A 12912-nucleotide genomic window follows, 5' to 3' on the forward strand; every position below is an offset into this window, starting at 1 on the left:
TCAGTCGTCATAGTGATAGAACCATTTTCTTATCTTTAAGGAATGAAAATGATTCACAGTAAAGGAGAATTAGCATGAAACTTTACGGAGCAATCCTTTCTCCCATGGTCCGAAAGGTTATAGCAGCCCTGGAAATGAAGGGACTGGATTTTGAGTTGGACCTCGTCATTCCATTTAATACCCCGGAGGGTTTTGAAAAAATCAGTCCACTGAAAAAAATTCCTGCCCTGCAGGATGGTGAAGTTACCCTGGCCGACTCCTCCATCATCTGTGAGTATCTGGAAGATCGCTATCCGGAAATTGCTTTGTATCCCACCGATCCGGCCCACAAAGCCAAAGCCCGCTGGTATGAGGAATACGCTGATACCGTTTTGATGAAAGTGATTGCTGAAGGTTTGTTCTTCGAACGGGTGGTGAAGCCAATGATGGGGATGGAAACGGACGAAGACAAAGTACAGCAAAACCTTAAAGACAACATGCCCAGGACACTGGCCTATCTGGAAAGTGTTGTTCCGGAACAAGGTTTTCTCTTGGGTGAATCGTTGATGATGGCTGATATTGGCATCGGTTCCTGTTTTATCAATGCCGGTTATGCCGGATTCGAACCTGACCCCTCAGAATATCCGGCCTTTGCCGCCTATCTCCATAGGGTCAAGGCGCATCCGGCTTTGCAGAAAAGAATGAAGGAAGATGCGAGGTTGTTGAATTAATCAAAAAAAACGGAAAATAATGTTGGATACTGGAAAACAGTTGTCATCCATTTCTGTTTAGAAGATCCAAACTCAGAAGGCTAGGAGCCTGACCGAGAATAGGCTTATCTGTTATGATAAGCCTTAAACCAACTCCGATGATGCCAGATGTCACCACTACCAAAATTCAAGGACAGCCCTGTTGAGTTTGACCAGCATCTGCTGTTCCCAACCAACATTTTCGACCTGCTTCCCAAAGACCATGATTGTTTCGTTTATGAAAGCATTTTTCAGAACATCGATACGTCTGAGGTTGAAAAAAAATATCACCACCTTGGTCAGCACGCTTACCCTCCAAAGCTCATTGTCGCTATTCTGATCTACGCCTATAGCCATGGTGTTTTCAGCTCCCGTCAGATTGAGCGACGGTGTCGACAAGATCTGGCGTTCATGTATATCTCACAAATGAACTGCCCAAATTTCAGGGTTCTGGGAGATTTTCGTAAGGAAAATCTGTCGTTTTTTCATGACTGCTTCAAACAGTCCGTCAAACTGGCCATGGAGCTCAAAATGGCATCACTGGGCCATATCAGCCTGGATGGCTCCAAGTTCAAAGCCAACAGCTCAAAGCACAAGGCCATGACCTACGGAAGGCTCAAGGCTAAAGAGGCAGAACTCAGTGCAGAAGTGGATGAGCTGATCAAAAAAGCCAGTCAGTGCGACCAGGAAGAAGACGACGCCTACAAAGCAAGCAACGGCTACAGCATTCCTGAAGACCTCCAGTTTAAAGAGGAGCGTCTGAAAAAAATCAAAGCGGCCAAAGAAGCCCTTGAAGAACGCGAAAAAGCCCTGAACCCTGATGAGCCTATTGACGACAAAAGGCAGATAAGCTTTGCAGACCATGATGCCCGGATCATGAGCAAGAAAAGTTACTGTGAGTACAGCTACAATGCTCAAATCACCGTAGATGCTGATAATCAGATCATCGTCGGCCAGCACATCAGCCAGCAAGCCAATGATGTTCAGGAGGCAGAGCCTGCTTTGGAAGCACTGTCTGAGACAACCGATGGTGCTGTTGTGGATAAGGTGAGCATGGATAATGGTTATTTCTCAGGGCCAAACCTGCATGTGCTGGATAAGCATGAAATAGATGGCTACATAGCCACCGACAGAAAAGAGAAGCCAGCAGATACCCAGCTTAAGGACTCTGAGCGTAAGTTTGTCAAAGCAGATTTTGACTACGATGCAGAAATGGATGTGTTTATCTGTCCGGCTGGGGAGAAGCTGATAACTAACCCAGACAGCAAGGCCAAGAGGCAGAGTTACCGGGCGAACAAGGACGCATGCAGGAAGTGTGTTTACCGTTCACAATGCAGTGGCTCAAAAAAGGATGCTGGCAGGGTCATCCGCACAGACAAGTTTGAGCCCGCGCGGCAACGTATGAACAAGAAAATGGAGACAGCCAGTGCGAAAGCAATCTATGAGCGTCGTAAGGTCATTGCAGAGCCACCGTTTGGTCATATAAAAAACTCAGGGTTCAGGAGTTTTAGCCTTCGTGGTAAAGAGAAGGTAGAAGCAGAGTTCTCACTGGTATGCACGGCACACAATTTCAAAAAATTTGTGAAGGCCGCTTCAACGGGATCAATCCGTCTTGAGAATTTAAAAGGGGTTAAAAAAGCGGCATAAAGGCTGTGAAAAGGCCTAAATTTGCAAAAATGAGCAAAATTACACCAAAAATTGGATGTTTTTTGCTCATCCTGAAATTTTAGAGAGCCTCTGGGGATCTAGTTACGCCATTCTCGGTCTAATGGGATGGTCCGCCCCTCCTAAACGGCTTCAAATGAGCCAAAATGGAGTTAACCATTTAAACAGGATTAACCGGAGCGAACCACCCATGACTATTTCAGTACTTGGTATCGATATTGGCAAGAACAACTTTCACCTGTTTGGTGTTGATGAGCAGGGTAGCAAAGTCATCAGAAAGAAGTCGTCCAGGAAGAACCTTCTAGAGTACGTGGCAAATCTGGAGCCATGCATTATCGCTATGGAAGCTTGTGGTGGTGCTCACTATTTGGCTCGGTTATTCAAGAACTATGAGCATACTGTCAAGCTGATTTCACCTCAATTTGTCAAGCCTTATGTCAAGACCAACAAAAATGACTACAACGATGCTGAAGCGATTGCAGAAGCAGCTTCACGGCCCAGCATGCGTTTTGTACCTGTTAAAACATCAGAGCAGCAGGCCTGGCAACTTCTGCACCGCTATCGTCAACAAGCGGTTGATCAGAGAACTGCCCTGGTTAACCAGATCCGGGGGTCACTATTGGAAGAAGGTATTGTAGTTGCCCAGGGTATTGGTAAAGTTCGTGCACAGCTTCCACGAATTCTGGAAGATGCTGAAAATGGACTCCATTCGCTGACTCGTGAGCTGCTACATGGTTTATCAGAAGAGTTGGCCAGTCTTGACAAGCGTATTCAACAGTATGACCAGAAAATTCAGGAGCTAGCAAAAAACGACGACGAATGTCGTCGAATGATGACTATGCCGGGTATCGGAGCCATCACTGCCACAGCATTGAAGGCAGCCATTGGTGATGCGACGTATTTTAAATCTGGTCGACACCTTGCCGCATGGATGGGATTAGTTCCAAGACAGCATTCCACAGGCGGTAAGTCAGTCCTGCTGGGCATCAGTAAACGGGGTGATAAATACCTGCGCACATTATTGATACACGGCGCACGTTCGGTACTCCACTGCCTCAAAAATAAGGATGACCGCTGTAAAAAATGGGTTAGCCAACTTAATGAGCGCAGCAATCACAACGTTGCCGCCGTTGGTCTGGCTAATAAAATGGCTCGGATTGTCTGGGTCATCATGACCCGAAATGAAGTTTACAAGGCTGCATAATGAAGTAAAGGCGGCAGCGGCAAAGTAAAGCATAAGCTTAATCAAAGGGGACCCCCCCGCAGATTGCGATGAGCATGTACAGTTGATGGCAAACAGGTAAAAACCGGCAACCTGAAACCTGATAGGAGCCTTGACCCTTGAGGCCGTCGGACTGATAAGGCCAGGTTGCGCGGATACCCATCAGGGCCAGAGGGTTAGACCTCATGAATAGGCCGTATATATGATTGCAGTTATCTTTGTTTGCTAATTAACAAAACAGGCTCTTGCAAAACGGGGCGGACCATATAAGGCTCCTAGTGGCGAAAATTATTGCTGCCGGTGGTAAAAAAGTAAGGCTGAGCTGCGTTATTGTTACCCGGCTGAAAAGCCTTACTCCAATCACGCCGAAGATGAGCGTGCGATCCTGGGTTATCAATTCAAGGGGTTTCCTCTAATTGACGCTATTCTGCTTTTGCTGAAAGACAGAAACTATTGTCAGTTTCACTTGAAAACCCGTAATGAACTTTTATTTCAACTCCGAGTCTAACCCGTGGCATCAATTTTAAATGTTCTTTTTAATTGAGGGTAAATGCTAACCATTGAGTAAGCGAGCATGAATGGAGTAAATAACGATTCAAATATTGTTGGTTCACTTTCACCAACACCTGATCAATCTACATCGATGCCAGAACCAACGGGTGTCAGCACCAGCAGGAAAATTACTGTATGTGACAAGGGTGAACTTTCGCTACTCAAGTTGCCCAGCTTGGTACAATTGAAAATTATTGGCTGTTTGAGACTTAAAGATATTGCCCGTTTAAAACAGGTGTGTACTTACTTTCGAGAGGTTATTAAAGAAGAAGACCTTCTGGCAAAGGCATGGTATCGCCGCTTTTCTTCAGCACACCAGTCTCTACTAAAGACAGTCGTCAGCGCAAAAAACGATGAACAACTCAGCGCTTGGCTGGGGCAGTTTACGAATAATCAAGTGTTAACCCAGTCACTTATAAAACGCCGAAAGAATGCTTATTTTCCTGCTCTGGTCTTTTTCAACAACACTGATTTAATGTCGCAACGCAAAATACTTAATTTAGAGGCTAAAGTCACTTTTTCCCATTGGATGGGTGTCAACTCGGCCACTTTCAGCAGCGATGGCCTCCACTTGGTGACTGCCAGTAATGATGGCACGGCGAGAATCTATGACCAGGAGGACAATGGATCATGGCAAGAAAAAGCCATCATTTCCCATTATGGCGCGGTCAGATCAGCTACCTTCAGTGACGATGGCCGCCACGTGGTGACCACCAGTGACGATAAAACCACAAAAATCTTCGGTTGGGAGGCTAATGGAAGATGGGAAGAAAAAGCTATCTTTCGTCATAATGACTGCATCAACTCGGCTAACTTCAGCCCTGATGGCCGCCATCTGATGATCACCAGTGACGACGACATTGCAAAAATCTATGGTCATGATGAGGATGGATTATGGGAAGAAAAAGTCATCATTTCCCATGATAACAAGATCGTTTCAGCCGTCTTTAGCTCCGACGGCCGTCTCGTGGTGACCGCCAGTTACGACCACAGGGCGAAAATCTACGGCTATGAGGATGATGGTTCATGGAAAGAAAAAGCCAGAATTACTCATGATGACTGTGTCATCTCGGCTAATTTAAGCGACGATGGTCGCCGTGTGCTGACCGCCAGTTGGGATGGCACTGCGAAAATATACGGCCAGGAGGCGGGTGGAACATGGCAAGAACAAGCCAACATTTACAATGAAGACGGTGTCATTTTAGCTACCATTAGCGCCGATGGATACCATGTGGTTACCGTCAGTAACGATTACAGTGTGAAAATCCATGGCTATGAGGACGATGGAATATGGAAAGAAAAAGTCACTATTTTTCATAGAGATGTGGTCAATACAGCCTCTTTCAGCCCCGATGGCTGCCATCTGGTCACCACCAGTGACGATGGCACGGCGATAATCTGTGGCCAGAAGGCGGGTGCGGGTGGATTGTGGGAAGAAAAAGCCATCATCGACCATGGCGGCTATGACTACGTCAATTCAGCCACCTTCAGCGCCGATAGCCGTCATATGGTTTCTGCCGGTTACGATGGCAGAGTGATGATTTATGGCCATGACGACGATGGTTTGTGGAAAAAAAAGTCCGAAATTGAACATGACGATCCGGTCACCTCAGCTACCTTCAGTGCCGATGGCCGCCATCTGGTGACTACCAGTTACGACAACATGGCGAAAATCATCGGCCAGGAAACTGATGAATCATGGGTAGAAAAAGCCGCGATTTACCAATGGGAGTCGGAAATATCAGCCACTTTCAGCAACGACGTTAGCCATCTGGTTACCGTCAGCTACCATGACAGGGTGCAAATCATTAAACTATTCATCGATTGATTGTTTGCTTGCTCGGTACTCCGGTCACCCCGAAGATGAGCGTGCGATCCGGGCTTATCCATCTGAGTGACGTTGCTCTGCGTGTGCTGAAAGACAGAAACTTTTGTTAGTTTCACTTAACAACCTGTTATGAACTTTCATTTCATCACCGATTCTAACCCATGGCATCAATTTTAAATGTTCTTTTTAATTGAGGGTAAATACCAGGAGTAACAGAGCATGAATGGAGTCAATAACAACTCCAATATTGTCGGTTCACTTTCGCCAAGACCTGATCAATCTACATCGATGCCAGCACCAAAGGGTGTCAGTACAGGCAGGAAAATTACTGTATGTGACAAGGATGAACTTTCACTAGTCAATTTGCCCAGCTTGGCACAATTGAAAATTATTGGCTGTTTGAAACTTAAAGATATTGCCCGTTTAAAACAGGTGTGTACCCACTTTCGAGAGGTTATTAAAGAAGAAGACATTCTGGCAAAGGCATGGTATCGCCGCTTTTCTTCTGCACACCAGTCCCTGCTAAAGACAGTCGTCACTGCAAAAAATGTTCAGCAACTCAGTGGTTGGCTGGGGCAGTTTACGAATAATCAGGTGTTAATCAAGTCACTTGTAGAACGCCGAAACCATGCTTATTTTCCTGCGCTGCTCTTTTTCAACAACACTGATTTAATGTCGCAACGCAAAACGTTTAATCTAGAAGCTAAAGTCACTATTTCCCATGGTGACGATGTCAACTCGGCCACTTTCAGCACCGATGGCCGCCACTTGGTGACTGCCAGTTATGATGGCACGGCGAAAATCTATGATCAGGAGGACAATGGATCATGGAAAGAAAAAACCATCATTTCCCATAATGACTTGGTCAGATCAGCCAGCTTCAGCGACGATGGCTGCCAAGTGATGAGCATCGGTTGCGATCACAAGGTGAAAATCTATGGCCGCGATGACGATGGATCATGGCAAGCAAAAGCCATTATTTCTCACGATGCCCGTGTTGAATCAGCCACCTTCAGCGCTAATAGTTGCTATTTGGTGACCGCCAGCCACGATGGCACGGCGAAAATCTATGGCCATGAGGACGGTGGATCATGGAAAGAAAAAGCGATCATTTGCCATGGTAAAAATGTTAATTCGGCCAACTTCAGCAACGATAGCCACCATGTCGTGACCACCGGTGACGATGGCACGGCGAAAATCTATGGCCATGAGGACGATGGATCATGGAAAGAAAAAGCGATCATTTCCCATCTTGAAGAGGTCCATTCAGCTAGCTTCAGCCCAGATGATCAGCATATAGTGACTGCCAGCAGCGACTACACACTGAAGATCCTTAGCAAGGAGGACGATGGGTCATGGGTAGAGAAAGCCGCAATTTATCATGATAACTGGGCCTGCTCAGCTACCTTCAGCGCCGATAGTACCCACCTTGTGACCACCAGTTATGATTGCACGGCGAAAATCTGCAGCCTGAAGGAGGATGGAACATGGGAAGAAAAAGTAACCACTAGCCATTTTGAGTCTGACGTTTCAGCCACCTTCAGCTCCGATAGTCGCTATTTGCTGACCGCCAGTTACGATAACACGGTGACAATCTTTGCTCTTGAGGATGGAGTATGGAGAGAAAAAGTCGCTATTCCCCATGAAAGTGACCTCAGATCAGCCGCCTTAAGCGCCGATGGCCGCCACCTGGTGACCGCCAGTGAAGATGGCAAGGTGAAAATTTATGGTCGTGAGGACGATGGATCATGGAAAGAAAAAAACACTATTTCCCATGCTGACGATGTCAATTCAGCCACCTTCAGTTCCGATGGCCGCCATTTGGTGACTGCCAGCAAAGATTACACGGCGAAAATTATTGGCCAGGAGGCCGATGGATCATGGCTGGAAAAAGCCACTATTTCCCATAAGTATTGGGTCATGTCAGCCACCTTCAGTAATGACGGCGGCCATGTGGTTACCGTTGGTAACGATCGCAAGGTAAAAATTACACAACTACTGATGCATGATTGTTTGCTTTCACTTTTATTCACCAGTCCCCCGCATCTTCATCAAAGATACAGCCTCGAGTAGCCGCTCCCATATTTTATTGTCCACGACAGTGCACCCATTGATCGTATTTCATTAATCCTGTCACCCCGAAGATGAGCGTGCGATCCGGGCTTATCCATTCAAGAGGTTTCATTTGAGTGACGCTATTCTGCGTGTGCTGAAAGACAGAAATTTTTGTTAGTTTCACTTAACAACTTGTTAAGAACTTTTACTTTAAAACAGAATCCAATGCTAAATATAAAATCGAATGTTTTTTCTGATTGAGGATAAATACAAACTATCAAACCAGGGAGTGGCAAAGCATGAATACAATAGAAAAGTACTACTCAATCACCACCGTTTCAGGTTTACCAGATCCAGATGAACCTCAATCGAAGCGAGCAAAAACCAGTGTCAGTGAGGGTAGGGAAATTACTGCCTTTGAGAATGGTAAACCTCCTCTACTCAATGCTTCCCGCTCGACACAATTAAATATTATTGGCCGTCTGGGGCTTAAAGATATTGCCCGTTTGAAACAGTCATGTACCCATTTTCGAGAGCTTATTAAACAAGAAGATATCCTGGCAAAGGAATGGTATCGACGTTTTTCTCCAGCTCAACAGTCTCTGATGAAGACAGTTATCAAGGCAAGAAGTGATGAACAACTCAGAGGTTGGGTGGGGCAATTTACGAATAATCAGGCGTTAATCGGGTCTCTTGTTAAGCGTCGTATACAGGAATGTTTTCCTGCTCTGTTCTTTTTCAACAACACTGATCTGATGTCGAAGTGCAGAACATTCAATGTCGATAAAAAAGTCACTATTTCCCATAAAGCCTTTATCAATTCAGCGACTTTCAGTAAAGACGGTCTCCACGTGGTGACTGCCAGTGACGATGGCACCGCGAAAATCTACGACAAGGAGGACGAAGGGTCATGGAAAGAAAAAGCCTGCATTTCCCATGATAAATCGGTTATGTCAGCCACCTTCAGCGCCGATGGCCTGCACGTGGTGACCATCGGTGAAGATAACAAGGTGAAAATCTATGGCCGTAATGATGATGGATCATGGGAAGCAAAGGCCACTATTTGCCATGATGCCTATGTCAAATCAGCCACCTTCAGCGCCGATGGCCGCAATTTGATAACTGCCAGTGACGATGGCACGGCGAAAATCTATGGCTATGAGAAGGATGGATCATGGAAAGCAAAAGCTATCATTCCCCATAATGAATTTGTCAGCTCAGCCACCTTCAGTAACGATGGCCGCCATGTGGTAACTGCCAGTGGCGATCACACAGTGAAGATCCACAGTAGGGAGAACGATGGGTCATGGCTGGAAACCGGCATAATTTATCATAATGACTTGATCAGCTCGGTTAAGATCAACGCCGATGCTACCCGTGTGATGACCGCCAGTTATGATGGCACGGCAAAAATCTACGGTCTGGAGGAAGGTGGAATATGGGAAGAAAAAGCCGCCTTGCATTATTACGATATTGATTCAGCTGCCTTCAACGCTGATGGCAGCTATCTGGTGACCGTCAGCAACAATTACACGGTGAGAATCTATGGCCTTGAAGACGATGGATCATTGGAATTTAAAACCGGTATTCGTCATAAAAATAAGGTCAAATCAGCCGCCTTCAGTGCCGATGGCAGCCATGTGGTGACCGCCAGTTATGATGGCACGGCGAAAATCTATGGTAAGAAGGCGGATGATGGGTCATGGGAAAAGAAAGCCACTATTTACCATGGAGGCGATGTCAATTCAGCTACATTCAGTCCCGATGGCCGCTATGTGGTGACCGCCAGTGACGATGGCAAGGTGAAAATTTATGGCCGTGAGGACGATGGATCATGGAAAGAAAAAACCACCATTTGCCATAATAGTCGAGTCTATTCGGCCACATTCAGTTCTGATGGTTACCATATCGTCACCGCCAGTAAAGATAAAACGGCGAAAATTATTGGCTTGGGAGCTGATGGACACTGGGTAGAAAAAGCCACAATTTCCCATAGGGGACTGGTCTCATCAGCCGCCTTCAGTGACGACTGTAGCCATGTGCTTACCACCGCCGCCAACGGTGGCTATCACAAGGCGAAAATTACTGAGCTGCGGATAAATGAATAATTAAGTACTCAACCATACGAAATCATATTTTCTGACTTATTGTTCAGGCACTCTGACTGCGTTGCAACTCTGGTCACATAGCTTGCTATGTTCCCGTCGTTGCGCCTTGCAGAGCACCTGCCCAATAAGCCAGAAATATTCGATTCCGTATGGCTGAGTACTTAATTGTTTGCCTTTAGCGTGTGCTGAAAGGCAGAAACTGTTGTTAGTTCCACTTAACACCCTGTTATGAACTTTTACTTTAAAACAGAATCCAACCCTTAGTTTCAATTTTGGATGTTCTTCCTGATTGAAGATAAACATAAACTATCAAACTAAGGATTGACCAAGCATGGAATCAATATGCAACAACGCAAAAGCTGACTTTTCATATTTACCAAAACCTCCTCAATCTATATCGGAGCATTCACCAACGGGTGCCAGTGGGGGTAGGGAAATCACTGTATCTGTGAGCAGTGAACCTCAGCTACTCAATTTGTCTCGCCCCACACCATTAAATATTATTGGTTATTTGGGACTTAAAGATGTTACCCGTTTGAAACAGGTATCTAGCCAATTTCAAGAGCTTGTTAAACAAGAAGATATTCTGGCAAAGGAATGGTACCACCGTTTTTCTTCAGCACACCAGTCTCTACTGAAGACAACCATCGTCGCAAGAAGTGATCAGCAACTCAGTGCCTGGCTGGGGCAATTTACGAATAATCAGGCGCTAATCCAGTCACTTGTTAAACGTCGGGAAGAGGCTTGTTTTCCTGCTCTGCTCTTTTTCAACAATGCCGATCTAATGTCGCAGTGTGAAACATTTAATGTCGATAAAAAAGTCACTATTTACCATGAGGCCTTAATCAATTCAGCGACTTTCAGTAAAGATGGTCTCCACGTGGTGACTGCCAGTGACGATGGCAGGGCGAAAATTTATGACAAGGAGTCCGACGGATCATGGAAAGAAAAAGCCACCATTTTCAATGATGATGGCGTCGAATCGGCTTCCTTTAGCGACGATGGTCGCCACCTGGTGACCATCGGTGATGATGAAGAGGTGAAAATCTGTAGCCGGAATGACGATGGTTCATGGGAAGAGAAGGCCGCCATTTCCAATGATTCCCGCGTAGAGTCAGCCACCTTCAGTGCCGATGGCCGCTATCTGGTCATTGCCAGTGATGATGGCACGGCAAAAATCTATGGCTATGAGGATGATGGATCATGGAAAGCAAAAGCTACCATTTTTCATGATGCATGGGTTAATTCAGCCACTTTCAGCGCCAATAGCTCTCATTTAGTGACCGCCAGTGGCGATCACACAGCGAAGATCTACAGCAAGATGGGCGATGGACTATGGGTGGAAAAAGCCACAATTGATCATGATGACTGGGTCAGCTCAGCTACCTTCAGCCCCGATAGCACCCATGTGGTGACCGCCAGTTATGATGGCACGTCAAAAATATACGGCCAGAAGGAGGGGGGAACCTGGGAAGAAGAAGCCAAAATTTACCATGTTGATGATGTCGATTCAGCTACCTTCAGCGCTGATAGCAGCCATCTGGTGACCGTCAGCAATTGTACGGTGAAAATCTATGGTCATGAGGATGACGGGCCATGGAAAGAAAAAGCCATTATTTTACATAAGGAAGTAGTCAACTCAGCCACCTTCAGCGCTGATTGCAATCATTTGGTGACCGCCAGTGTTGATGGCAAGGCGAAAATCTTCGGCCAGGATGAGGATGGAACATGGGAGAAAAAAACCACCATTTACCATAAGAACGAAGTCAATTCAGCCAGCTTTAGTGCCGATGGCCTTTACCTGGTGACCGCCGGTGACGATGGAAAGGTGAAAATTTATGGCCATGACAATGATGGAGTATGGGAAAAATTAGCCACCTTTTCCCACAAAGCAGGGGTCAACTCAGCCACCTTCGGTCCCGATGGCTGTCATCTGATAACTGCCAGCAGAGATTCAACGTCGAAAATTATTGGCCTGAGGGCTGATGGAACATGGGTAGAAAAAGCCACAATTTCCCTTGGGTGGGGGGTTGAATCAGCCACCTTCAGTAACGACTGCGGCCATGTGCTTACCACCGCCAGCAGTGGCTATACCGGTGGCTATAACAAGGTGAAAATTTTTGAACTACGGAAAATGAATAATTGATTGCTTGCTTTCATTCTCCAATATCCCCGACGTTACTTCAAATTGCCCAGCATTCTGGCTATGGCCGCTTCGGCTCTGGCCAGTCGTGTTTCATTGCTCAGTCCGGGAACAATCGTGCCCTGGGCTACCCCTTTCCACAGGGCGTCGCCGGTATTGGCCCGAATCAGAGCAATGGCTATGGTCAGTTTTTCCTGACCCGGCTCAGTGACCAGTCCCGGCGTTGTGCCAAAGAATTGAATCAGTTCTGCGTCGGAGACGATGGAATCGGAAGCAATGCCATAGCGAACAATCAATGAATTCTGAGGGATCTGGTCAGGATCGATAGTCATTTTCGCTGACAGCTGTTTGGCTATCTCGAATTCTATTGTTTGATAAGCACTCTCACGGCTGGGGAACATCGGGTCCGCTTCTTCGGGGATAATGGGCTCGAACATCAGACCATCAAAATCGGCTAAAGAGAATCGATGCAGAGGCGAAGAAGTAATCGACAGGGGGGCGACCTGGGGATTTTTCTGAGGAGCCGTCAGGCTTACGCAACCTGTAAGGACTATGGAAATAAGCGCCACCATGGCAAGCGACATTGTTCTCATTTTTTTCTCCCATGAAAT

General features: G+C 46.3%; 8 protein-coding genes. 7 read left to right on the forward strand and 1 reads right to left on the reverse strand.

The window, feature by feature from the left end; genetic code table 11:
* The first annotated feature begins 74 nt into the window (after window positions 1–74).
* From ACOMG9_RS05055 to ACOMG9_RS05085, 7 genes are all read left to right on the forward strand, one after another.
* A complete protein-coding gene (locus ACOMG9_RS05055; RefSeq protein ID WP_494529890.1) occupies window positions 75–710 on the forward strand; it encodes a glutathione S-transferase family protein in 636 nt (211 codons plus the stop codon).
* A 147-nt stretch (window positions 711–857) separates the two neighbouring features.
* The gene (locus tag ACOMG9_RS05060; protein WP_494529730.1) at window positions 858–2375 is read left to right on the forward strand and encodes an IS1182 family transposase; all 1518 of its coding nucleotides are present in this window, start codon (window positions 858–860) and stop codon (window positions 2373–2375) included.
* A 208-nt stretch (window positions 2376–2583) separates the two neighbouring features.
* A complete protein-coding gene (locus ACOMG9_RS05065) occupies window positions 2584–3597 on the forward strand; it encodes an IS110 family RNA-guided transposase (RefSeq protein ID WP_448215063.1) in 1014 nt (337 codons plus the stop codon).
* A 592-nt stretch (window positions 3598–4189) separates the two neighbouring features.
* Window positions 4190–5995, forward strand: coding sequence for an F-box/WD repeat-containing protein (locus ACOMG9_RS05070; protein ID WP_494529891.1), 1806 nt, complete (start codon window positions 4190–4192; stop codon window positions 5993–5995).
* Between the two features lie 219 nt (window positions 5996–6214).
* On the forward strand, window positions 6215–8068 hold the full coding sequence (locus tag ACOMG9_RS05075) for an F-box/WD repeat-containing protein (protein WP_494529892.1): 1854 nt from the start codon (window positions 6215–6217) through the stop codon (window positions 8066–8068).
* A gap of 281 nt (window positions 8069–8349) precedes the next feature.
* A complete protein-coding gene (locus tag ACOMG9_RS05080; protein ID WP_494529893.1) occupies window positions 8350–10158 on the forward strand; it encodes an F-box/WD repeat-containing protein in 1809 nt (602 codons plus the stop codon).
* 331 nt (window positions 10159–10489) lie between these two features.
* Window positions 10490–12304 (forward strand): F-box/WD repeat-containing protein, encoded by a 1815-nt coding sequence (locus tag ACOMG9_RS05085; RefSeq protein WP_494529894.1) that lies wholly within the window; start codon window positions 10490–10492, stop codon window positions 12302–12304.
* Between the two features lie 32 nt (window positions 12305–12336).
* On the opposite strand, the gene ACOMG9_RS05090 is transcribed toward ACOMG9_RS05085, so the two are convergent.
* Entirely contained in the window at window positions 12337–12894 is a 558-nt protein-coding gene (locus tag ACOMG9_RS05090; RefSeq protein ID WP_422132608.1) for a DUF4136 domain-containing protein, read from the reverse strand.
* Window positions 12895–12912 lie beyond the last annotated feature (18 nt).

The sequence above is a fragment of the Endozoicomonas sp. PH6C genome (genome assembly GCF_059322965.1).